The organism is Ruegeria atlantica, assembly GCF_013033965.1.
Lineage (GTDB): Bacteria > Pseudomonadota > Alphaproteobacteria > Rhodobacterales > Rhodobacteraceae > Ruegeria > Ruegeria atlantica_D.
This window is the reverse complement of the sequence record NZ_WQFE01000011.1, coordinates 66,647-89,221: the sequence shown is the minus strand read 5'-3', so window position 1 is coordinate 89,221 and position 22,575 is coordinate 66,647. Positions and strand designations below refer to the sequence as shown.

At 58.9% G+C, this 22,575-nt stretch carries 19 protein-coding genes; 5 read left to right on the top strand and 14 right to left on the bottom strand.

Features of this window, described 5'->3' with window-relative positions; all coding sequences use genetic code 11:
* Nucleotides 1–49 precede the first annotated feature (49 nt).
* The 3 genes from GOW16_RS18035 (at nt 50) to mnmH (ending at nt 3,487) form a co-directional block, all read left to right on the top strand.
* Complete coding sequence (locus GOW16_RS18035) at nt 50–1,627, top strand: bifunctional metallophosphatase/5'-nucleotidase (protein ID WP_170417724.1); 1,578 nt, start codon at nt 50–52, stop codon at nt 1,625–1,627.
* A gap of 99 nt (nt 1,628–1,726) precedes the next feature.
* Complete coding sequence (locus GOW16_RS18030; RefSeq protein ID WP_170417721.1) at nt 1,727–2,392, top strand: SOS response-associated peptidase; 666 nt, start codon at nt 1,727–1,729, stop codon at nt 2,390–2,392.
* A 42-nt stretch (nt 2,393–2,434) separates the two neighbouring features.
* Entirely contained in the window at nt 2,435–3,487 is a 1,053-nt protein-coding gene (gene mnmH / locus GOW16_RS18025; RefSeq protein WP_170417718.1) for a tRNA 2-selenouridine(34) synthase MnmH, read from the top strand.
* Here the strand turns inward: mnmH and selD are convergent.
* Genes selD through GOW16_RS17990 form a run of 7 tightly spaced genes read right to left on the bottom strand, consistent with a single transcriptional unit; the run spans nt 3,478 to nt 11,570 of the window.
* Nucleotides 3,478–5,637: a selenide, water dikinase SelD gene (gene selD, locus GOW16_RS18020; RefSeq protein WP_170417715.1), complete on the bottom strand. Its 2,160-nt coding sequence runs from the start codon at nt 5,635–5,637 to the stop codon at nt 3,478–3,480. The two genes, mnmH and selD, sit on opposite strands and share 10 nt — an antisense overlap.
* Nucleotides 5,638–5,642: 5 nt before the next feature.
* The gene (locus GOW16_RS18015) at nt 5,643–6,029 is read right to left on the bottom strand and encodes a Na+/H+ antiporter subunit G (protein WP_170417712.1); all 387 of its coding nucleotides are present in this window, start codon (nt 6,027–6,029) and stop codon (nt 5,643–5,645) included.
* A gap of 7 nt (nt 6,030–6,036) precedes the next feature.
* Nucleotides 6,037–6,306, bottom strand: coding sequence for a K+/H+ antiporter subunit F (locus tag GOW16_RS18010; RefSeq protein ID WP_170417709.1), 270 nt, complete (start codon nt 6,304–6,306; stop codon nt 6,037–6,039).
* On the bottom strand, nt 6,303–6,803 hold the full coding sequence (locus tag GOW16_RS18005; protein WP_217354668.1) for a Na+/H+ antiporter subunit E: 501 nt from the start codon (nt 6,801–6,803) through the stop codon (nt 6,303–6,305). The genes GOW16_RS18010 and GOW16_RS18005 overlap by 4 nt, the downstream gene beginning before the upstream one ends.
* Nucleotides 6,800–8,344, bottom strand: coding sequence for a monovalent cation/H+ antiporter subunit D (locus tag GOW16_RS18000; RefSeq protein ID WP_170417706.1), 1,545 nt, complete (start codon nt 8,342–8,344; stop codon nt 6,800–6,802). Before GOW16_RS18000 ends, GOW16_RS18005 begins: the two co-directional genes overlap by 4 nt.
* Nucleotides 8,341–8,700 carry a Na+/H+ antiporter subunit C gene (locus tag GOW16_RS17995; RefSeq protein ID WP_170417703.1) on the bottom strand — a complete coding sequence of 120 codons (360 nt, stop codon included), beginning with the start codon at nt 8,698–8,700 and terminating at the stop codon, nt 8,341–8,343. The genes GOW16_RS18000 and GOW16_RS17995 overlap by 4 nt, the downstream gene beginning before the upstream one ends.
* Nucleotides 8,700–11,570: a monovalent cation/H+ antiporter subunit A gene (locus GOW16_RS17990; RefSeq protein WP_170417700.1), complete on the bottom strand. Its 2,871-nt coding sequence runs from the start codon at nt 11,568–11,570 to the stop codon at nt 8,700–8,702. The genes GOW16_RS17995 and GOW16_RS17990 overlap by 1 nt, the downstream gene beginning before the upstream one ends.
* Nucleotides 11,571–11,788: 218 nt before the next feature.
* Here GOW16_RS17990 and GOW16_RS17985 point away from each other — a divergent pair, with 218 nt between their 5' ends.
* Nucleotides 11,789–12,262, top strand: a complete 474-nt coding sequence (locus GOW16_RS17985; RefSeq protein WP_170417697.1) for a rhodanese-like domain-containing protein — start codon at nt 11,789–11,791, stop codon at nt 12,260–12,262.
* Complete coding sequence (locus GOW16_RS17980) at nt 12,259–13,074, top strand: alpha/beta hydrolase family esterase (protein WP_170417694.1); 816 nt, start codon at nt 12,259–12,261, stop codon at nt 13,072–13,074. Before GOW16_RS17985 ends, GOW16_RS17980 begins: the two co-directional genes overlap by 4 nt.
* Here GOW16_RS17980 and mdoH read toward each other — a convergent pair whose 3' ends face one another.
* The 7 genes from mdoH to GOW16_RS17945 all read right to left on the bottom strand — a co-directional run bounded on the left by mdoH (nt 13,075) and on the right by GOW16_RS17945 (nt 22,505).
* Nucleotides 13,075–14,943 (bottom strand): glucans biosynthesis glucosyltransferase MdoH, encoded by a 1,869-nt coding sequence (gene mdoH / locus GOW16_RS17975; protein ID WP_170417691.1) that lies wholly within the window; start codon nt 14,941–14,943, stop codon nt 13,075–13,077.
* Nucleotides 14,940–16,439, bottom strand: a complete 1,500-nt coding sequence (locus tag GOW16_RS17970; protein ID WP_170417688.1) for a glucan biosynthesis protein — start codon at nt 16,437–16,439, stop codon at nt 14,940–14,942. The genes mdoH and GOW16_RS17970 overlap by 4 nt, the downstream gene beginning before the upstream one ends.
* Entirely contained in the window at nt 16,436–17,653 is a 1,218-nt protein-coding gene (locus tag GOW16_RS17965) for an OpgC family protein (protein ID WP_170417685.1), read from the bottom strand. Before GOW16_RS17965 ends, GOW16_RS17970 begins: the two co-directional genes overlap by 4 nt.
* A 32-nt stretch (nt 17,654–17,685) precedes the next feature.
* Nucleotides 17,686–19,056 (bottom strand): tetratricopeptide repeat protein, encoded by a 1,371-nt coding sequence (locus GOW16_RS17960; protein ID WP_170417682.1) that lies wholly within the window; start codon nt 19,054–19,056, stop codon nt 17,686–17,688.
* 181 nt (nt 19,057–19,237) lie between these two features.
* Nucleotides 19,238–20,422 (bottom strand): CaiB/BaiF CoA transferase family protein, encoded by a 1,185-nt coding sequence (locus GOW16_RS17955; RefSeq protein ID WP_170417679.1) that lies wholly within the window; start codon nt 20,420–20,422, stop codon nt 19,238–19,240.
* The gene (locus GOW16_RS17950) at nt 20,409–22,028 is read right to left on the bottom strand and encodes a thiamine pyrophosphate-binding protein (RefSeq protein ID WP_170417676.1); all 1,620 of its coding nucleotides are present in this window, start codon (nt 22,026–22,028) and stop codon (nt 20,409–20,411) included. Before GOW16_RS17950 ends, GOW16_RS17955 begins: the two co-directional genes overlap by 14 nt.
* Before the next feature lie 78 nt (nt 22,029–22,106).
* A complete protein-coding gene (locus GOW16_RS17945; protein WP_438826277.1) occupies nt 22,107–22,505 on the bottom strand; it encodes a DUF302 domain-containing protein in 399 nt (132 codons plus the stop codon).
* Nucleotides 22,506–22,575: the final 70 nt, after the last annotated feature.

Sequence of the window (22,575 nt, the reverse complement as noted above, 5' to 3'; positions counted from 1 at the left end):
GGCGTCGTGCGTCGCAACATCGCCTCAATTAACAATAGGGAGTTAAACTATGCTCACGCGTCTTTTGACATCAGCCGCCGCGCTCAGCCTGACCGCAGGCATGGCGTTTGCCGAGTACAAGCTGACGATTCTGCACACCAACGATTTCCACTCGCGGTTTGAGCCGATCAACAAGTATGACAGCGGTTGCGGCGACGAAGATAATGCCGAAGGCAAGTGTTTCGGTGGGTCTGCGCGTTTGATCACGGCCGTAACCGATGCGCGCGCCCGTGCTGAGAATTCGATTCTGGTTGATGGTGGAGACCAGTTCCAGGGATCGCTGTTCTATACCTACTACAAGGGCAAGGTCGCAGCCGAGTTCATGAATAAACTGGGCTATAACGCGATGACCGTGGGTAATCACGAATTCGACGACGGCCCAGAGGTTCTGCGCGGCTTTATCGACTCGGTCGATTTCCCGGTTCTGATGTCCAATGCGGACATCGCGGACGAAGAGCTGTTGACCGACAAGATCAAGAAGTCCACCGTGATCGAAGTGGGTGGCGAAAAGATCGGCCTGATCGGCCTGACACCGATTGACACTGATGAGCTTGCCTCGCCCGGTCCCAATATCTCGTTCTCTGATCCGGTTCCCGCAGTTCAGGCCGAGGTCGACAAGCTGACCGGAGAAGGCATCAACAAGATCATCGTTCTCAGCCACTCGGGCTATGGCGTGGACCAGCGTGTTGCGCAGGAAACCACCGGGGTTGATGTGATCGTAGGCGGTCATTCGAACACCTATCTGTCGAACACTTCGGACAAGGCCGCTGGCCCGTACCCGACCGTCGTCAATGGTGTTCAGATCGTTCAGGCTTATGCCTACGGTAAATTCCTGGGTGAGCTGAATGTGACCTTTGACGATGACGGCAACGTGGTCGAAGCGGCCGGTGAGCCGCTGATCATGGACAATACCGTCACCGAGGATCAGGCCGCTCTGGATCGTATTGCCGAGCTGGCGATGCCGTTGGATGAAATCCGCAACAAGGTGGTTGCAAGCTCGGCCGATGCCATTGAAGGCGACCGCGCTGTTTGCCGTGTGCAGGAATGCCAGATGGGCAACCTTGTAGCCGACGCCATGCTGGCTCGGGTCGCGGATCAGGGCGTCAAGATTGCGATTGCCAACTCAGGCGGCCTGCGGGCCTCGATTGATCCGGGTGACGTGACTATGGGCGAAGTGCTGACCGTACTGCCGTTCCAAAACACGCTGTCGACCTTTGAGATCAGTGGCCAGGGCGTCATCGATGCGCTGGAAAACGGTGTTAGCCAGGTGGAAGAGGTCAAAGGCCGCTTCCCGCAGGTTGCAGGTCTGACGTTCACCTGGGATCCGGCTGTCGCACCAAACGAGGGCCGCGTATCCGAGGTTATGGTTGCCGAAGGTGACGGATTTGTTCCGATTGATCCGGCAGCCACCTATCTGGTCGTGACGAATAATTATGTTCGCAATGGTGGTGACGGCTACAAGATGTTCTCGGGCGACGACAAGAACGCATATGACTTTGGGCCCGATCTGGCAGACGTAACGGCGGAATACCTAGCCGAAAACGCGCCGTATAAGCCTTATCTGGATGGGCGTATCAAGCAGAAGTAAATCTGCCTCGACAAACAATCCAAAAGGCCGCGTTTGACGCGGCCTTTTCTGTAGTAAGTCCAGAAGCAGCTTGAATATTCGGACACAGGGACAAGGCCCATGTGCGGACGGTTTGCCGTTACACTTCCCAACGATGCGATGGCGCAGCTTTTTGCGGCGCGTCCAGCCAATACTCTGCCCGCGGTGCCGAATTTCAATGTATGCCCCACCAATCAGGTGCACGTGGTGCGCGCGGGGGAAAACGGGCGCACGCTCGACCCGTTGCGCTGGGGGTTTCTGCCCCATTGGTACAAGGCGGAAAACGCGGGGCCGTTGCTGATCAATGCTCGGGCGGAAACGCTTGCTGAAAAGCCCGCCTTTCGCGCCGCCTGCCGCGAGCGCCGCTGCCTTATCGCTGCCACCGGGTTTTATGAATGGACCAGGACAGAGCAGGGCGACAGGTTGCCGTGGTACATTTTCCGTCAGGACAAGGCACCGATCGCATTTGCCGGTGTCTGGCAGGATTGGGGGCCTGAGGATGCGCGGCAGGGCACTTGCGCCATCGTGACCACACCGGCTAACAAGCATCTCAGCGCGATCCATCACCGTATGCCTTTGATTGTGGAACCCGATGACTGGTCGCTGTGGCTGGGGGAGGCTGGAAAAGGGGCCGCGCGTTTGATGCGACCAGGTCCCGAAGATGTCCTCAGCTATCATCGAGTTGACCCAACCGTGAATTCGAACCGCGCCAGCGGACCGGAATTAATAGAACCGATCCAAGACTAGCCTCGCCTTTTCATTCCCAGCTATGCGGGATAGACCTCTGACATGGTTCTGAAATTCGAAAGCCTGCCCGATCTTTACGCCCATAAATTCGACACGGTGATCGACGTGCGCAGCCCGGCGGAATTTGCCGAGGACCACCTTCCCGGCGCCATCAGCCTGCCGGTTCTTAACAACGAAGAACGCGCCCGTGTGGGCACAATTTATGTTCAGGAAAACCCATTCCTGGCACGCAAATTGGGGGCAGCGTTGGTGTTTCGCAATGCGGCCAACCACATCGAAAACAGCTTGTCCCATCATGAAGGTGGATGGCGACCATTGGTCTATTGCTGGCGCGGTGGGCAAAGATCGGGATCGTTTACATGGATGCTGCAACAGATCGGCTGGCGCGCCGAAGTGGTCGAGGGTGGCTATCGCACTTACCGCCGATTGGTAAACCGGTATTTGTATGATGACTCGTTGCCACATCGTCTGATCGCGTTAGACGGATACACCGGTACCGCCAAGACGGAACTGTTGGTCCATCTCACGACTCGCGGTGTTCAGGTTCTGGATCTGGAAGGGCTGGCCAACCACCGTGGGTCCCTGCTGGGTGAGATGCCCGGCGGTCAACCCGGCCAAAAAGCGTTCGAGTCTGCACTGGCCGCCGCGCTTTGCCGTCTGGACACGTCACGCCCGGTGGTCGTCGAGGCAGAGTCGTCCAAAATCGGATCTCTGATCTTGCCGCCCACGCTTTGGGCCGCCTTGCGCCAAGCCCCGCGTATTCAGATCACAGCGTCTGTTCAGGCGCGTTCGGACTATTTGGTGTCCGCATATGACGACGTTCTGTCAGACTATGACCGCCTGCGTGACCGCTTATCGCCGCTGCGGTTTCACCGAGGGCATGACGTAGTTGACGGTTGGCTGGATTTGATTGACGCAGGCGATAAACGAGCGCTGACTCAAGCCTTGATCGAGCAGCACTATGATCCTGCATATGCAAAGTCCAGCCGTGTGCGCCGGGCGGACGTAATTGCGAAAATCCACGCGCCCTCACTGGATTCTGCGGGCCTGACCGCCACCGCAGCGAAGATCGAAGCCGCCTTGGATCAGCTTTGAACGCACAGCCCCGGTGCGTCGGTCATGTGGCCAATGATTGCGGCTGGGTATCCCGCCTTTCGCAACGCATCGCAGACTATCTGCCCCCGGTTTGCTGGTATCGCAGCCAATAAACCTCCGGCGGTCTGGGGATCGAACAACAGGTCGGCTTTGCCGCCTGTCGGTAACTCGGGCGCAATCGTTCGATTGTCTTCGAACAGCGTTGACCGGATGCCTTGTGCGCTCAGTTCCAGCGCGCCCTCCATTACTGGAACCGCCTCAAGATCCAGAGATGCACCACAACCCGAGGCCTCGGTCATGCCCAGCAGGTGCCCAGCCAGGCCAAAACCCGTGACGTCGGTCATCGCATGCGCACCTGCCAACAACTCAGAGGCTTTGCTTTGCGGCTGAACCATCTGCTCAAGGGCCGCCGCGACCCATTCGCCTCTGGCGGCGCCCGCCATCTCTGCCGCCATCAGAACGCCGCCGCCCAGTGGTTTGGTTAGGATCAGAGCATCGCCGGGCCTCGCTCCGGACAGTGTGATCGGGTCCGTGTCACACAGGCCGGTCAGTGAGAAACCCACCGTCATCTCGTCACCCATCGAACTATGGCCGCCAACAATCTCGGCCCCTGCATCGCGGATGACGTCGCTGGCCGTAGCCATGATTTCGGCCATCGTACGACGCTGGAGGTTTGGCGACATCCGAGGCAGGATGATCGTTGCAGTAGCGGCCTGCGGGCGGGCACCCATGGCCCAGATGTCCCCAAGGGCGTGAACAGCGGCAATACGCGTCATCAGAACGGGATCGTTGATGAAGCTGCGCAGATGGTCCGAGGTCATAACCTGCCGCGCGCCTCCGGTCTGCAAAAGGGCGGCATCATCGCCGGGCAGCGGTGTGACATCTGCACGATTGGGGGCGGGCAGATCGGCAAGCGCGGTTTGCAGCGCGCCGCGCCCGACCTTGGCACCACAGCCCCCGCACATGGGTTTTTCACCTAAGGCTTCGGTAAGACCGGCCGCGTGCTCGCGGGGCAACGCCGGTGGTTTCATCTGTGGCAGGTCGCGGAATTTATTCATAAAGCTCTGGTCGATGTGGTTTTTCCATTTCCACATCAGCGACCCGCTGAATGAGGTTCCCAGCCGCTCCCCCAATGCGGATTTGCCGCCGAGTGAAATCAGTTTGAGGTAATCTTTTTGTGGCTCATACCGACGCGGGGCACCTGAACCTAACGCGGCCCTTAGGTTTTGGAACAGGATAGGCGCCTCGCGCACCGCATAAACACCGGCTTTGGGACGAGGGTTTTCGTTCAGATGTGCGCAGTCGCCCGCCGCAAAAACGGCGGGGTCGCCGGATTGCAACTGTGCATCAACGCGGATGAAGCCGTCCTGAAGATCCAGCCCTGTGTTTGCGATCCAGTCATAAGGTTTTGCACCTGCTGCACCGGTCACAAAGCTGGCTGCGATTTGGCGGCCATCATCAAGCGCGACGTGATCCTGCGCGATGTGGGAAACAGATACCTGTTCGATGACCTCGATACCTAGGCCAACCATCGCCTTTCGAATTGTCGATGCGGATTTGGGAAGAGTCGCCGTTAGAGCGTGCGCATTGTCAATCAGGGTCAGTTGTGCGGTACGGCCCTTGGTGCGCAAAGCAAAGGCCATTGCCATGATTAGCTCGGCCCCCGCCACACCCCCGCCAATCACCGCGACAGAGGCAGCACCTGATCCCTCCAGATACTCTGCCCATCTGGCAGCAAACGGGCCTAACGGTTTGGCGGGAACAGCATGCTGGGCGAAACCGGGCAGGGCGGGCATGTCCGATGTAATACCAACATTCACCGATGCCACATCAAACGCCACCGGCGGACGGCCTGGCACGCGAACCTCGCGTCGGTCGGTGTCGATGCCGGAAACCGCGCCCAGGATAACCCGTGCTCCAGCAAAGCGGGCCAGTTTTACAAGATCTATGTCCAGTTCCCGACGGGCATAGTGACCGGCCACAAAGCCCGGCAGCATCCCTGAATATGGCGCAGTGGGGCCAGGGTTGATCACCGTCACCCGTGCGCCAGGCAGCGGATTCATCCCCCACTTGCGCAGCAATAATGCATGGGTGTGGCCGCCGCCAATGAGAACCAGATCGCGGGTCAGGGGCAGCGGTGGGTGGTGCATCAAACTCAGGACTTGCTGTGATCAGGGACGTCTTCGACCTGCTCAACCGCATGCGTGGCCCAAAGTTCATCCTCGCCCGCGTCTGGCAAATCGCTAGGCTTTTCATGACGGTGAATGTGCCATTTGGCAATGAACAGGGCCGTGATCGGAGCCGTCAGGAACAGGAACAGCGTGATCAGAAGCTCGTGCAGCGACAAGTGTTCTTCTATCAGAACCGAGTGGCAGATCGATGCCAGCAACACGCCACCCACGCCTAGCGTCGTCGCTTTGGTGGGCGCATGCAGGCGGGACATCGGATCCTTCAGTTTGATCATCCCGTACGAGCCGACAACGCCGAAGATGCCAGAGACGATCAGGAAGAAGGCGATCAAAAGTTCTATGATGAAACCCATTGCACCCTCACTCGATAATATTGCCGCGTAGCATGAAGCGCGCGTAGGCAACGGTTGAGACAAAGCCCAGCATAGCAATGATCATGGCGGATTCGAAGAAGACTTCGGTTCCCAGATTCAGACCATAGAGGATCAACAGCGCGATGGTGTTGATGACCATCGTGTCCAGTGCCAGAACGCGAGTGCCCACGCCGTCTGCCGTGATGATCCGCCAAAGGCACATCATGATGGCCGCCCCGAAACATGCAAAGGCAAAAAGGATCGCATAATAGATCATTCGAAAATCTCCTTAAGGCGACGTTCGTAACGGCTTTTGATCTGGTCGCGCACGGCGTCCGGGTCGGGTGCATCCAGACAATGCACCAGCAGGTTATGCCCCTGCGCGGACAGATCGCTGCTGACGGTGCCAGGGGTCATCGTGATCGTGCCCGCCAGCACGGTGATCGCCTCGGGCGTGCGCAATTCCAGCGGGACACAGATCCAGGCCGGCTGACGATCCGCGTCACGTTTGAACAGGATGACCCGGGCGACAGTGACGTTTGCCACCACGATATCCCATAGGACGACCAGAATGTACTCGACGACCATTGGCCAGTTGCGCAGTTTTGGGCGGTCAGGCCAGTAGGGCTGTGTGATGAAGGGGATGATGATGCCCAGGATCAGGCCAAAGACCAGTGAATTCAGGGTCATGTTGTTGGCCAGCAGGACCCATACGATAGTCAACAGGAGTGTCAGATGCGGGTGAGGGAAAATCCGGTGCAGAAGTCTGATCATGTGTCGCCTCCCAATACGGCAGCGATGTAGTTCTCGGGGGTGAACAACTGTTCGGCCGTCTTATTGGTATACTCCAGCGCAGGCCCGGCAAACAGGGTCAGCAGCACGAGGCCCATCGCCATTGCAAACACGGCGGTGAAGACGAGGCCGGGGTTCGGCTCGGGCGCAGGTGCAGGTTGGGCTTCCTCTTCGTTTTTCGGACCTGTTTCCGTGTTGTGCTGGGCATCATGGCTTTTCCAGAAGATCAATGAGCCCGCCCGGGCAAGGCCCACGATTGTAACGAAGGAACCGATCAGAATTACGGCCCAGATGGCGTTTGCATCCGGAGCGTCGCGTGCCGCATCCAGAACCAGAAGCTTGCCGATGAACCCCGACAGCGGAGGCATGCCCGCGAGCGCAATTGCACCCACGAAGAACAGCGATGAAATCAGACCCGATTGCGGCATCGGCGCAGTCGGGGCAATCGCCCCACCGCGACGCTCCATCACCAGATCAGCAACAAGGAACATGAGTGCCGTGGCGAGGGTCGAATGATAGACGTAGTACAGCGCGGCCGCCGTCGCGGTCTCAGTGAACAGCGAGATCGCAATAAGCAATGTTCCCATCGAGGTGATGGCACAGAACGCCACCATTCGCGCGATGTGCTGCGCGCCCAGAATGCCGATTGCACCGATTGCCAGCGTCACCAAAGCGGCGGGTTGCAACCAATCGCCAACAAGCCCCTGGGTTGCCTCAACCTGTGGGCCGAAGCCGAGCGTGTACATCCGTATGATCGAGTAAGCGCCTACTTTGGTCATGATCGCAAAAAGGGCGGCTACGGGCAGGGGGGCACTAGCGTAACTCGCGGGCAGCCAGAAGTGTAGCGGCAGGACAGCAGCCTTGATGCAGAACACCAGCAGCAGCAAAACTGCACCAACCCGCAGCAGTGCGGTATCATCCGCAGGCAACTCAGCCACTCGCACTGCCAAATCGGCCATATTCAACGTTCCGGTCACAGCATAAAGCGTGCCTAAGGCAAAAAGGAACAGGGTCGACCCAAGCAGGTTATAGGCTACGTATTGAACCCCGGCCTTCAGCCGTACCGCGCCGCCCCCATGCGTCATAAGACCATAGGACGCGATCAGTAGAACTTCGAAGAAGACGAACAGGTTGAAGGCATCGCCGGTCAGGAATGCGCCGCAGACACCCATAAGCTGAAAGTGGAACAGGGCATGGAAGTGCTTACCCCGGTCGTCCCAGCCGGATGCGATCGCATAAAGAACGATGGGCAAGGCCAATAGCGCTGTCAGCAGCACCATCATTGCCGACAATCGATCCAGCACCAGAACAATACCAAAGGGCGCGGGCCAGTTGCCCAGTTCATAGACCTGAATGTCTCCTCCGGCGGCTTGGGCGGTGATTGTCAGGGCAATACCCAGCAGCGCCACTACGCCGGCGACCGAAAAGATGCGCTGCAAGTCCAGATGATACCGTAGGACCATGATGATGAACGGAGCCAGAATCGCGGGCAGGACGATCGGCGCAACGATCCAGTGGTTCATGCGTCTTCTCCCGGCGCGTCGACGCTGTCATGGGCGCTCATGTCGATATGGTCATCTTTCGACGACAAATAGGCGCTGAGCGCAATCATCACGATCACCGCCGTCATCCCGAATGAGATCACGATGGCCGTCAGCACCAACGCCTGCGGAAGTGGGTCGGTGTAGGGTACGTCTTTGTACTTGTTCAGAACTGCAGGTGCGTCCAGCGCCAACCGTCCGGTGGCGAATAAAAACACGTTCACCGCGTATGTCAGCAAAGATAGGCCCAGAATGACGGGAAAGGTCCGGCGGCGCAGGATCAGGAATATCCCGGCAGCAGTCATGACGCCAACGGCAGAGGCTACGAGCGCTTCCATCAGGCCTGCTCCTTGTTTTCTTCTTCTTGCGGCGGATTATCCCGCAATGGGTTGATATCCATCGGGAACTCCTGCGCCATGCCCGGCTGCCACGCAAAGCGTGACAGGCTGTCCAGCGCCAGCATCACCGCCCCTAGGACTGCCAGGAACACGCCGGTGTCAAACAGGATGGCGGTGGCCCATTCGAACTCTTCCAGCGGCGGCCAGTGGATATAGCCAAAATCGCTGGTCAGGAACGGGCGGTCGTTGAACCAGGCTCCTAGACCTGTAGCGGCAGCAATCAGAACGCCCCAGCCGATCGAGCCGTGGTAATAGAACCTTTGGCGTTCGATGGCCCAGGTATAGCCGCTGGCCATGTATTGCATCAGGAAGGCGATTGCGACGACCAGACCGGCGATGAAACCGCCGCCCGGCTGGTTGTGGCCACGGAAGAAGATATAGGCCCCGACCATTAGCGCGATCGGCATCATCATCCGGGTCACGACCACCATCATCAACGGGTGCGAGTCTCCGGATTGCGGCCAATGCGGTTTCCGGTTCAGCAGGTAGCTGCGCACATTCGTGCCCAGCACCGCTTCGGTCAGGGCAAAGATGATCAGCGCAGCGATGCCTAGAACGATGATTTCACCAAAGGTATCAAAACCCCGGAAGTCAACGAGGATGACGTTGACCACGTTGGTGCCGCCACCGCCCTTGTACGAATTCGCCAGATGGAAATCCGAGATCGTCGGGAATGCAAAATCCCGCAGCAGCAGCGCATATATCAGGGCGCCGGACCCGATACCCGCCACGACCGAGATTGCCGCGTCGCGCCAACGCCGCGCAGCGCTGCTGTCCCATGGGGTATCCGTGGGCAGGAAATTCAGCGACAGCAGCAGCAGGATCATCGTGACCACTTCGACCGAGATCTGCGTCAGTGCCAGATCCGGAGCGGAGAGATAGTTGAAGGCCATCGAAACGATCAGGCCGACAACACCGATCAGTACCAGCGACAACAGGCGATTGCGGTGGAACCACATGATGGCGAGCGTTGCACCGACAAGGCAGATCCATCCGATCAGCGGAATGATCTGTATTGGCAGCGCTTCACGTGTTTCAGGACCAATCCTGCCGCTTGTATAGGCGTAATACCCAAGGCCGACCGTGAAGGCGATCATAATGATCGCATAGCGGCTGAGGACGCCGTTGTGCAGCGTGTCGGTGACCACCTGGCTGATTTTTGTCAGCACTGCAATCACCGCGTCAAAGATCGCTTTGGCCTCGGGGCGCGGCAGGGCGTTCCACAGTTTTTCTTCATGTTTGTGCAAGCTCAGCAGGAACAGGCCACCCAGCGTCGCGACGACGGACATGTAAAGGGCAGGCGTGAAGCCGTGCCACAGTTTCAGCGAGTAATAGGGCAGTTTCTCGCCGCCGATGACCGCGCTGGAGACAACCGCGACCAATGGCCCGACGATGGCCTTGGAATAAAGCCCGATCAGCACCACCAGCACCACGAGGAATGCAGGGGCGAGCCACAAACCAACCGGCGGGTCATGCGGATGCGCCGGATAGTCATGCCGCTCGCTGCCCAAGAACACGTGGCTGACAAAGCGGAAGGAGTAGGCCGCTGAAAACAGCGCTGCCAGCAACGCCAGGCCCGGGACCAGATAATGTGAGTGCAGCCATGTGGTGTGAACGGTCTCTTCCAGCATCATTTCCTTGGACAGGAACCCGTTCAAGGGCGGTATGCCGGCCATCGAAAGCGCGGCGATCGTCCCGATCGTAAAGGTGATCGGCATCAGGTGACGTAACCCGCCCAGACGTTTGATGTCGCGCGTACCGGTTTCGTGATCCACGATCCCAGCGGTCATAAACAGGGCTGCCTTGAATGTGGCGTGGTTGATGATGTGAAAGATAGCGGCGACTGCGGCGATCTTTGTGCCAAAGCCCAGCAGCATGGTGACCAGCCCCAGATGCGACACGGTCGAAAACGCCAGAAGGGCTTTCAGGTCGTCCTTGAACAGAGCAATCACCGCGCCGATCAGCATGGTGATAAGTCCAGTTGTAGCAACAATGTAGAACCAGGCGTCTGTACCGGCCAAAACGGGCCACATCCGGGCCATCAGGAACAATCCGGCCTTCACCATAGTTGCCGAGTGCAGATAGGCCGAAACGGGCGTCGGAGCAGCCATTGCGTGGGGCAGCCAGAAATGAAACGGGAACTGCGCTGACTTGGTGAAGCACCCCAGAAGGATCAGGATCAGTGCAGGCAGGTAATAGGGTGAAGATTGGATCAGCTCTTTGTTCTGCAGGATGACGCTCAGGTCATAGGACCCGACAATGTTGCCCAGGATCAGCATCCCGGCAATCATCGCCAACCCGCCGGACCCGGTCACCGCAAGCGCCATCCGCGCGCCTTGGCGTCCGTCGGGTAAGTGCTTCCAATATCCGATCAGCAGGAACGAACTGAGAGAGGTGAGTTCCCAGAAAATCAGCAAAAGCAGTATGTTGTCAGACAAAACGATCCCAACCATCGCGCCCTGAAACAACAGAAGATAGGTATAAAACTGCCCCATCGGATCCTCGCGCGACAGGTAAAAACGCGCGTAGAGGATGATCAGCAAACCGATCCCGAGGATCAGCAGAGCAAACAAAAAGCCCAGCCCATCCAGCATGAAATTCGCGTTCAATCCAAGGGCGGGTATCCACTCGAACTGGGCTGTTACAACATCGCCGCGCATCACCGACGGGATGTGGATCAACAGACCCATCAGCGCCAGAAACGTGGTCAATCCGGCAGCGGAAGCCGCTGCATTTCGTCCTGCCCTGATCAGAAGGGCTGGAAAAACAGCGCCGAGAAAAGGAAGGGCCGCGATGAGGAATAGGGACAAGTGCGATACTCCGTTCTTGGCGGTCAAGTGGTACTGATTTTGTACGGATAATTTTCTTACTGTCCAGCTATTACGGTTTATTTGCCGCGCCCTAACACAGTTAGCTTGCGCTGTTTGACGGCAAAAATGACGTGAACTTGAACTGCCCAGCAAAATTCGGCGCGGATTCCAAACTTGCGCTGTGGTAGAAACGCGGTGTCAGGTCAGGAGGGTGCGACGTGGCCCGAAACGTAAACCGATCCCGCAGGTGGATCTTGATCGGAGGCTGCGCCGCAGTGGCGGGCGGATTTGCGATACGCGAATACCGGCTCATTCCTCCTGACTACGCGGGGCGGCAGCTGAGCGTTCAAGAGGCGCACGAGCAGGCCGTTTCCGGAGATGTTTTGTTGCTGGACATTCGCACCCCGAAAGAATGGCAATCCACAGGGATCGGAGAGGGCGCGCAACATTTGGACATGCGCCGCGAAGATTTCATTCCCGCGCTGACGCAGCTGGCCAGGGGCGACAAAGGTGCGGCGATCGCGCTGATCTGCGCGCGGGGGGTACGCTCGGCGCGGCTGAGCAACCGGCTGACCGAGGCCGGATTTACCAATATCATCGACGTACCCGAAGGTATGTTGGGTTCGGCCGCTGGGCCAGGATGGGTACGCGCCGGATTGCCGGTCCGCGACTACGACAGGAGTGCAGTATGATCCGGGAAATGACGCTGGCCACGGGTTTGGCGCTGATCGGGCAATCGGGGTTTGCCGCATGTGCCGATCAGGATGGCATGTGTGAAACCGCCTCGGGCGGGTACCACATCGAACTGCCCGAGGATGAGAACCCACCTTTGGTGGTGTTTCTGCATGGCTATGGTGGCACTGCCACCGGCACGTTGAAAAACCGTGGCATGGTGGACCCGTTGCTGGCGCGCGGATACGCGGTGATGGCGCCCGAGGGGTCGGAGCGGAATGGTCGGCAAAGCTGGAATTTCTTCCCGGGTTGGGAAGGCCGCGATGAGACTGCCTTTTTGACCGAAGCCGTTCAGGATGCCGCGGATCGGTTTGGCGTGGATACGGACCGGGTTGTTCTGGGCGGGTTTTCGGCCGGTGCCTTTATGGTCTATTACCTTGCCTGCGCTGCGCCCGACACATTCTCGGCCTATGTGCCTGTCTCTGGCGGGTTTTGGCGTCCGGATCCTGAATCTTGTGAAGGCCCTGTGCGATTGTTCCACACCCATGGCTGGACAGATAACGTGGTGCCTCTGGAGGGGCGCTTGCTGGGTGGCGGCCGGTTCCATCAGGGCGATATTTTTGCCGGACTTGAGATCTGGCGCATCGCCAATGGGTGTGTAGATACCAAGCCAAGCGGGTTTTCGACCACCGGCCCGTTCATGCGCCGGTACTGGAGCGGATGTGACGAAGGTAGTGCGCTGGAATTCGCACTGTTTCCCGGTGGTCATTCGGTGCCCAATGGCTGGGCGGATATGATGCTGGATTGGTACGAAGGCCTGCCGGGCGGCTGATCACTCGGCGGGGGTCATCACACCTTTACCCTCGATCACGTTCTTCAGCTCGTCCCTGTAGCGACGGGCCGAGCGTGTGATTGCGGGCTCGTTGAAATCCTCTTTCATGCCAACCATACGGCGCGCTGCACCGGCTGAAACACCGCTGAGTGCGGACAAGGGGATTGCGAAGGCAAGGCTGATTGCAATCGGGGCCAGCCAGACCGACACAAGCCCGGACAGGATACCGACGCCAAGCGCCACGCCGCTGACCGTTTCAACCGTATGGCACAGGATCAGCGTGTGCAGACCATAGCTGCCGCCGTCCCGCGCCTGCGGGGACCAGCCTTTCTGGATGCCAAAGGTGGTTCGGATGACAGCAATCATCTGTTGCACCATCAGAATAGGGGCGTAGAGGATCGATAGGATAACTTCGGCTATGAACGAGGTCAGGAACTTGCGCCCGCCACCGAATTCAGCATAGCGCACTCCGCTGAGCGGCAGCGCCAGAACGCCCAGCACTTTGGGTGCCAGAAGCATGGCGTACATGACCAGAATGATCAGCACATGGCGGGTTTCCGTCATCTCGGGCCATTGCGGGAACAGCGGATTGTCAGGGCTGAAGTAATGCAAAACCGAGGCTTCCTCACCCTGTCCAATCAACGCCCACATCAGCAACAATGCGAACCACAGCGGAGACATCAGATAGCCGACAGCACCGTGGAACATGTGGAACCGTGACACCGGCTGGAACCCGGCCGAACCCAACAGCTTCAGGTGCTGCAAATTTCCCTGACACCAACGGCGGTCGCGCAAGGCGTGATCTATCAGTGTTGGCGGAGTTTCTTCATAGGACCCACGAATACGGGGCAGGAACCGCACGGCCCATCCGGCACGGCGCAACAGGCCAGCCTCGACGAAGTCGTGGCTCATGATCAGTTTTTCCTGACCGTTCAGTGCCCGCAGTTTCGGCAGCCCCGCGCAATTGGCAAATGCTGCCGTGCGGATAATGGCGTTATGCCCCCAATAGTTGCCTTCTTGACCGCACCAGCGTGCAAGCCCTTCGGCAAAAGCGATGCCATAGACGCCATTGGCGAACTGCTGCATCCGCGCAAAGACCGATTGCGCGCCGATCAGCTGAGGGTAGCTTTGGATCAACCCCGCGCCCGGATCGCGCGCCAACGCGTCGGTCAAACGGGCGATGGCGCGACCAGTCATCAGGCTGTCGGCGTCCAACACTAGCATCGCATCCCAATCCGCACCCCAGCGGCTGACCCAATCAGCAATGTTGCCAACCTTGCGGTCGGTGTTTAGTTCGCGGCGGCGGTAATACAGCTCCAGCCCGGGGGCGAGAGTGGTGCGCAGCGCCTCGACACTGGCTTGTTCTTGTGCGGCGATCTCGGGGTCGCGCGTGTCCGATAGGATGAACATGGCATAGTGATGCTGCCCACCGCGCGCCTGCAAGTCTTCAAGCATCGTCCGGGCGTTACCCAGCACGTTCCAAGGCACTTCGTTATAGACGGGCGTCAACAGAGCCACGCGCAGCGGTTGGGCGCGGCCTTGTCGGACTGGGCGTTCCTGGCGGGACAGGGAGACCATGCCCAGCAGCACGGTGCACACTGTGAAGGAAATCCAGAAAAAGTTGAACGAGATCAGCGCCAGAAGGATGGCCTCGATCAGATTGATCCCTTCTGCGTCGAACCAGTCGGTCATCACCCAGAACAGGCCGAGCGTTGCTGCCATTGCAGGCGAAAACGCCAACGCGCGCCAAAATCCGGCCGAGGGGCGCTTGGCATTAGGAACCTGAGCATCCCGAAACCCCGCGCTAAAGTCCTGCGCGGGCATGGCCAGAGGCGTCTCGGGGGGCATGATATGAAGATCTCGGCTCATGAGGTCCAACGGTATAGCCAGACCTCAGAGGCAGGCTGTTTGTCTTTCAGCAACTGCGCGCGCAGTTCGACATGGTCGCGGTCGCCGGGCTCGAACGAAAACGCCAAACGCAGGCCGCCCGTGTCAGGGTTGCGCTGCAGCACGCCTTCGGACGTTTCTGCGTGCGGGGAATCCACGAAGATCGTCATCGCCTCAGGGTCATCGAGCAGCTCGCTTTCTTCAAAGTCGATGACGGCCAGACGCCCTTCACCAAAGGTGTTGTCGCCCATCGCGGTGTTGATCACGCGCGCCATCGGGGTGCGCTGGGGTTCCTCGCCCCAGATCAGGCGATAGGACAGATCGACCTGGCTGCCTGCCGCATAAGGTTCAGCTGGGCGCCAATAGGCAACGATGTTGTCGTAGATTTCCTGATCAGCCGGAATTTCGACCAGCGTGACCGAGCCCTTGCCCCACTCCGCACCGGGTTCGACCCATAGGCTGGGGCGTTTGTGGTAATTCGCCTCAAGATCCGCGTAGTCCGAGAACTCGCGCTTGCGCTGCAACAGGCCAAACCCGCGCGGGTTGGTGTCGACGAAAGACGAAATCTGCAGGCGGGTCGGGTTCGCCAATGGCCGCCACAGGACCTCTCCGGCACCGTTGCGGACCAACAGGCCATCGCTGTCATGCACGGCTGGGCGGAAGTCGTCGAACCGGCTGTGGTTGGTCTGATCAAACAGGAACATCGACGTGCCGGGGGCGATACCCACATGGCTTAGTTCCTCACGCGGGAAAAGCGTGGCCTCGATATCCATCACGCAATCCGCGCCAGCGGTGACATTGAACCGGTAAGCGCCCGTTACGCTGGGGCTGTCCATCAGCGCGTGGACGACCATATCGCGTTGGCCGGGTTTTGGGCGCTCCAGCCAGAAGCGGATGAACTCCGGGAATTCCTCTCCATCCGGGTCGCCGGTTTTCAGCGCCAAACCACGGGCCGAAAGGCCATAAACCTCATGCAGACCGATGGCGCGGAAATAGCTGGCGCCTTGCCAGACGCAGAATTCATCAGTCTTGCCGGGACGGTGCATTTCGGTGCGCAGACGCAGGCCGGAAAAGCCCAAAGTGTTGTCGATCGGCAGTTCCGGGACATCCTCGGACTTGTCGAACATATCAAGATCGAATGCGACCGGAGTGGCCATTCCATTTTCGACGGTTTCGACTTTAACAGTGCGCGGGAAGTAGAGGCCGGGCGTAAAGAAATCGACGTTGAAGGGTGTCTCGGTTTCGTACCACAGCGCACGGTCCAGCCGAAACCGGATCGAGCGGTATTGCTGGTACGTCAGATCCACCCATTCCTGCGGCACCATCTCGCGTTCCGCAAAGGGACGGCTGGCCAGATCGCGGGCCATCTCGATGACGAGATTGCGGTCAAATGGGACCTCGCCGCCGGTGGCGAAGGTCGCAGGCGCAAAAGCAAGCGCCGAAGTTGAAACCAGAAATGCGCGACGTGTGAAATTCATTTCTTAGACTTCCAGGGTTGTGACTTAAACCAAGCGGCCATGTATGCCACGCCGATGATCATCGCAAAGCCAATCATGTTGGCGATGAAAACACTGGCAACATCCCGCCCACTCAGGTCCAGACCAACGCCGATAAGCCTTGCTGCTGCCATGGAAAATACGAAAACCGCCAGCGATTGCTGCCCGACTTTGGTGATGACCGTCAGCAGGAACTGCCAGGCTTTGGCCGCTGCTCCCTGACCGGTTGCGATCAGGCGGTGGCCGTGTTCACCCGCCACGACCCAGCCCAGATAAGCCAGCGAAAGGAAGTGCAGGTAGCGGAACAGACCGAAATCAGTCTTGTCGCGGAACTCTTTCGTGACCGGCCAGACCTTGCGGATTTCATCCGCCAGATCGGGGGCTGCAGCGTTGATCCAGGTGAACACTTTCCACGACCCAAACGGCATGGAAAAGATCAGGAACAGCGCCGCCGCCCAGATCAGCGTTTTCGATACCGGAGGGGCGGGAATCCAGCCGCGCATAAACGCAAAGCCGGTGAAGAACAGCAACTGCCAGCCGAACGGATTAAAAAACCACTGACGTTCCGACCACGGTTCTGCCGGCAGGTCCAATACATCGAATTGCGCGATCAGCCAAATCGCGACCGACGTTGCGGCGACAGCCCAGAAACCGATCCGGTAGAGGCCCATGAACAGAGGCATCATCGCCAGAACCACCAAATACATCGGCAGGATGTCGAAATAGTTCGGGACATAGGTCAGTGTGAACAGCCCCACGATCTGAGGCGCAGGATCGTTGAAGAAATGCTGCAGGTTCAGCGAGGAAACATATGTTTTCTCAAACAAACCTGACTGGTCCAGCGCGGCCATTGTCATGGCTACGAAGAAAAACAGGCAGATATGCGCCCAGTAGACCTGCCAGATGCGGAAGGACACACGGGCGGTGCCCATCCACCACCCCTTGCGCAAGAACGCTCCACCGAACGCGATCGCCGACGCCATGCCCGAGCAGAACACAAAAATTTCAGTCGCGTCGGAGAACCCAAAGCGGGCGGGGATCCACTTGGCCCAGGGATCGTTCGGGATGTGGGCGATCAGGATGATGAACATCGCGATGCCGCGATAGAAATCCAGGCGCGGATCGCGCGTGCGGGCAGGGGCCGCCGCAGAAGCAGCCACCGACGCAAAATCAGAAGCGGGCGAAACTGTCGCCATACGAATTCTGTCCTTCTTGGTCTTTGTTTTTGTTATTCAGCCGGGACGCTTTGTGCGTCTCCGTTGTCACGTGCCGCATCGATCAATGCGCGGCGCGCGAGAGCGTAATTGTCTTCGCCCCCGGCTCTTTTGGCGCGACGGTCATCCAGGATGCGCTCGACGGCATCCAGACGGCCGGCACGCAGGCCGGAATCAATTGTGATGCGCTCGAAAACATCACGTTGGGCGTGGCTTCCACCTGCCAGTTGCATACCTGCTCGGGCGCTCGACAAAAAGTCGAAGGCGTCGCCGTAGAGGCCATCGCCAAAGGCCTCAAGCCCTTTGGCCGCCGCAATGCCCGGATCGGACATGCGGATCGGGGTGTCCCCCTGATTGCGCTGCGCATCTTTCTGAATACGCTGCAACATCTTACCGGTCGCCTCTGTGCGGTTGTCGCCGGTCAGCGCCAGAAGGTAATGAAGGTCAGCAAAGATCAGACAGCCATCTTCGGCCCGCGCCGCGCTGAGATCTGCCAGTTCTTCCCAGCGGTTGCCCACGTTGACGCCTTCAAGTTCCAGCCGTGACAGCAGGGACGTGGCGTTCGAAATATCGCGGTAGTCGTCGGTTTTGTCCTGACGGATGTAGTTGTCATACAGCTCCATCACGTGATCGACCTGACCCAAATCCAGATGCATCAGCGCCTTGTGCCACCAAACGTGATATCGGAAGTTGTTGCAGTGGGTCCAAGCCTCTTCGCGACCCGCGAGCCAATCAAGGCCCAGCTGCGCGTTGCCAGTCATTTCGTGCACGTGCGCGACCGCGTGTAGACCCCAGGCATCGTCCGAGACCATCCACAGCGCCTGCCGTCCGGCGATTTCGGCCTTTTCGTAGGCACCGGTCTCTTCCAATGCAAAGGAATGACAACCCAGCAAGTAACCTCGACCGGCATGATCGGGTTCATAAGCAGGCAGAACGCGTTCGATCGACCGGCGCATCCCTTCCGAGTCGCCAAGTACAAATCGCGTCGCATGGCTGAGCTTCATGGCAAGCGTGTCTTGCGGGTGGGCGCGCAGTATCTCTTCGAACTTTTGGATGGCTTGTGTAGGCAGGTCAGCCAGATACAGACCCAGCGCTTCGACATACAGCCGTTCGCGCACTGAGACCGGCTGACGTTCCATGGCGCTGTTGGCTGCGGCCAGGGCTTCGATGGCGACCGGCATCATTTCGCGGCGGCCCAGCAGAACCATGAACAAGCCTTTGATCGCGTGACCCAGCGCAAAATCGGGCTCAAGCTCAAGAACTTTGCCAAGATGCTGTGGCGTAACGGCGGCATGGGCCATGAACCCAAGCAGAACACCATCCCACGCCTCGGCACTTGCCGGGTGGCTCAGGGTGTTCATCTGTCCGAAAACGTCTTGCTTCATGTTCATGTTCCGATCCAATCGAGAAATTCTACAACAACTGATGTAGCAGAGACTCTGGGTGGGTCGTATCAGTATCGACCCTGCTCTCGAATTGGTGAAATGCCGTGTGGGCGAAAATTGAAAAAAACCGCCGATTCAAGGGCATGTTTCAGCAACATGCCGCCGAAACAGGCAGAGTGTTTCAATCGTCAAAGGGGTTTTCAGCGCTCAGAACGGCCTGCGTATCCGCGCCGCAGACGGGCGGGGCGGCCCGATATGTTACAGGCGTGCGCGACAGTTTCAGCGGATTCCCGATCAGTTGCACATCACCCGGTGCGGCCTGCATCGCGATCTGCATCTGACGGGATTCGACCTGATCGGTGGCGAAAACCTGATCCAAGGTCTGAACCGGACCAACCGGAACCTTGCGCGCTTCGAGTTGGGCAATGATGGTCTCGGACGAATAGGTCTTCACCGCTGGGCGCAGTACGGCGTTCAACGCGTCGCGGTGATCAAGCCGGGCGGGATTGGTGGCGAAACGGGGGTCATCCGCCAGATCGGGGCACTTAATGAATTCGCAGAAGCGCCGGAACTGGCTGTCATTGCCAACAGCCAGAATGACATGGCCATCGGCAGTCTCATAGACGTCATAGGGTACAATGTTTGGATGCCCATTACCGCGCCGTTGGGGCACGTTGCCTGAGGTCAGATAGTTCACCCCTTCGTTGATCAGCCAGGCGATTTGCGCATCCACCAGCGCCAGATCAATCTGCTGGCCTTCGCCGGTCTGATCGCGGTGGCGCAGGGCTGCCAGAATGCCGACACTTGCGTACATCCCGCACATGACATCGGCGATACCCACGCCCACCTTCATCGGGGCACCATCGGGCTCACCGGTCAACGACATGATCCCGCCGTACCCTTGCGCCATCAGGTCATAGCCCGGCTTGGACGCGTTTGGTCCGGTCTGACCGTAACCCGAGATCGAGCAATAGACGAGGCTGGGAAACTCTGGCGACAGGCTTGCATAGTCCAATCCATATTTCGCCAGCCCGCCGGGTTTGAAGTTTTCGATCAAAATATCGGCGTGCGACGCCAACCGTTTGATTTCAGACTGTCCTTGGGGTGTGGTAATGTCGATGGCGACTGATTTCTTGTTGCGATTGGCCGACATGAAATAGGCGCTCAGATCAGAGCGGTTGCCTTGCGCGTCTTCAACATATGGAGGACCCCATTGACGGGTGTCATCCCCACCTGTCGAGGGGTTTTCGATCTTGATGACGCTAGCGCCCAGATCACCCAGCAATTGCGTACAGGTAGGTCCGGCCAAAATGCGGCTGAGGTCCAATACCTTGACGCCCTTCAGCGGTCCTTCAGATCCGGCCATCATAGCCTCCACGGTCGATTTCGGCGGCAATCACGGTGAACGTGCTAGCTTTCATCGCCGCGTTCAGAGCAGCGCGTAGCTCCTCGCGGTTGCGAACGGTGTGGCCGTTGCCGCCAAAAGCGTGGCCCATGGCTGCAAAGTCGTGGCGGTCGAAATCCACACCTCTGTTGCCCATCTGGCGCTGGCGCTGTTTCAGCTCGATCAACGCGAGGCTTGCATCGACAAAGACCAGAAAGATTGGGTTTCCGCCCATCTCGGCGGCGGTCGACAACTCTCCGGCAACCATCAGGAACCCGGCATCGCCCGAAAAGCTGATGACCGGGCGGTTCGGTTCGGCCAGTTTCAGGCCTATCGCCATCGGCACGGCGCAGCCCATGGTACACAGCGCCGAGGATTGGATCAGCCCGCGTTCCTCGGAACATTCCCACATCTGGCTCAGCAGGATGCGATGTGCGCCGCTGTCAGCCGTGGCTAATGTTTCAGCGGGCAGGGTGGCACGAGTTTCGGCTATAATGGCGGCGGGGCCCCACGCCTCGTCAGTCGGGAAGGCCTGTGCCAACGCGGCTTTGACTTGCGTGGGTTCGCCAGCCGGCCAAGTCTCGCGGGCAGGATTGCCTTTTGCGATCGCCTCCAGCGTAGCCCCGGTGTCGGCGACCATATTCAGACTGGCCTGATGCATGTAGTGGTCGTTGACCACGGCCGAGATGTCGATGACGCGCTTTTTTTCGGGGTCCCAGACCTCGCGCCAGCCGGGGCGCATCTCGATCGGGTCATAGCCAAGGCACAGGACCAGATCGGCCTGTTCAACCAGCGGCAAAAGATGCTTGTCGGCCAGCGGCGACAACCCGGCCCCGCCAAGGCACAGAGGGTTATCTTCGGGGACAACGCCCTTGGCCTTGTAAGTCGTGACAAAGGGGATACCGAAATGCTCCAGAAAGGCCTGCACGACATTGCGCGATCCGTCATACAACACGTCCAGCCCGACAATTGCGATAGGGCGTTCGGCGTCAGCCACCCAGCGGCGCGCTTTTTCAAGACAATTTCCCTCGGGCGCAACGGCTGCAGCCTTAACAAGCCGCCGCGTCTTGACGCCGGATACGCGCGTATCCGCAACCGAGATCGGTACGTCGATATGCACAGGTCCGGGGCGCGGCTGGTTGGCCAGCGATACGGCCTTGTCTGCCACGATATCCGCGCCCTGTGCCGTCAGTTTAAAGGTTCCTTTGGTGATCGAGCGATAGACCTGTGCGTGATCCATAACCTGATGGGTATAAGTCAGCGCTTCATCCGCATCGACGCAACCGGTCAGCACGATCATGGGCACCCGGTCCTGCAAGGCGTTGGCGACCACGTTGATCCCGTTCATCGCACCGGGGCCAAGCGTCGCCACCAGAATCGCAGGTGCGCTGTCGCGGTGATGCACGGCCTCGGCCATGAAACCGGCGGCGTTTTCGTGCTTGGTCAGGTGAAAGGTGATCCCCGCCTGTTCCAGCGCATCCACCAACGTCAGAACCTCGCCACCGGGCATGCCAAAGGCATGGCGGCATCCGGCCTCATAAAGCCTTTGGGCCAAAAGATCCGCAGCGCGTGGCGAGAGGTCCTGCATCAGTTATGCTCCGAAAAAATACGTCATTGCAGATTGCTTAGGGCGCGTCCGGACGCAAGCTGGTTCACAGCAGTGTGACTATTTGACTGCGATTTCCGCCACGGCCTGAAACTTTTCGTCCAGTTCTTGGGCAATTTCCTGCAGTGGTTCGCCGCCTTGCTGAGCATAAGGGGCAAAGACATGGCTTGGGGTTTTGTAGGACAATGACGCCGTGCCGTCCGTATTCTCGGTCACGTAGAAGCGGATTGGCGCTTCGATCATAGCGTTCACTGAGGTTTCCAGAACCCGCACGGCGTAGTCGTTGTTAAACGCACCGATCACCAGATTACCCGGAATGGTGATCCCTCGGGCTGCCGCTGCCTTGGTGGGACCAGCCTGCGTTACAACGATCAGACCATGTTCTTTGACGGCGGCCTTCGTATCTGCGACCAGCGCATCATAGGTTTTGTCTGTCGAATGCACGGCCCAGCCCTGCATTGCTTCTTGCGCCAGCGCTGGAAGTGCCAGAAAACACAGTACGGTCGAAATAGCCTTCATCGTGCTGTCC

Coding starts and splice junctions, on each gene's coding strand:
- GOW16_RS18035 (WP_170417724.1), top strand. CDS start 50: ATGCTCACGCGTCTTTTGACATCAGCCGCCGCGCTCAGCCTGACCGCA.
- GOW16_RS17945 (WP_438826277.1), bottom strand. CDS start 22,505: ATGCAGGGCTGGGCCGTGCATTCGACAGACAAAACCTATGATGCGCTG.
- GOW16_RS18030 (WP_170417721.1), top strand. CDS start 1,727: ATGTGCGGACGGTTTGCCGTTACACTTCCCAACGATGCGATGGCGCAG.
- GOW16_RS18010 (WP_170417709.1), bottom strand. CDS start 6,306: ATGATCTATTATGCGATCCTTTTTGCCTTTGCATGTTTCGGGGCGGCC.
- GOW16_RS17970 (WP_170417688.1), bottom strand. CDS start 16,439: ATGAATTTCACACGTCGCGCATTTCTGGTTTCAACTTCGGCGCTTGCT.
- GOW16_RS17995 (WP_170417703.1), bottom strand. CDS start 8,700: ATGGAAGCGCTCGTAGCCTCTGCCGTTGGCGTCATGACTGCTGCCGGG.
- GOW16_RS18005 (WP_217354668.1), bottom strand. CDS start 6,803: ATGATCAGACTTCTGCACCGGATTTTCCCTCACCCGCATCTGACACTC.
- GOW16_RS17980 (WP_170417694.1), top strand. CDS start 12,259: ATGATCCGGGAAATGACGCTGGCCACGGGTTTGGCGCTGATCGGGCAA.
- GOW16_RS17955 (WP_170417679.1), bottom strand. CDS start 20,422: ATGGCCGGATCTGAAGGACCGCTGAAGGGCGTCAAGGTATTGGACCTC.
- GOW16_RS18000 (WP_170417706.1), bottom strand. CDS start 8,344: ATGAACCACTGGATCGTTGCGCCGATCGTCCTGCCCGCGATTCTGGCT.
- GOW16_RS17965 (WP_170417685.1), bottom strand. CDS start 17,653: ATGGCGACAGTTTCGCCCGCTTCTGATTTTGCGTCGGTGGCTGCTTCT.
- GOW16_RS17950 (WP_170417676.1), bottom strand. CDS start 22,028: ATGCAGGACCTCTCGCCACGCGCTGCGGATCTTTTGGCCCAAAGGCTT.
- mdoH (WP_170417691.1), bottom strand. CDS start 14,943: ATGAGCCGAGATCTTCATATCATGCCCCCCGAGACGCCTCTGGCCATG.
- GOW16_RS17960 (WP_170417682.1), bottom strand. CDS start 19,056: ATGAAGCAAGACGTTTTCGGACAGATGAACACCCTGAGCCACCCGGCA.
- mnmH (WP_170417718.1), top strand. CDS start 2,435: ATGGTTCTGAAATTCGAAAGCCTGCCCGATCTTTACGCCCATAAATTC.
- selD (WP_170417715.1), bottom strand. CDS start 5,637: ATGCACCACCCACCGCTGCCCCTGACCCGCGATCTGGTTCTCATTGGC.
- GOW16_RS18015 (WP_170417712.1), bottom strand. CDS start 6,029: ATGGGTTTCATCATAGAACTTTTGATCGCCTTCTTCCTGATCGTCTCT.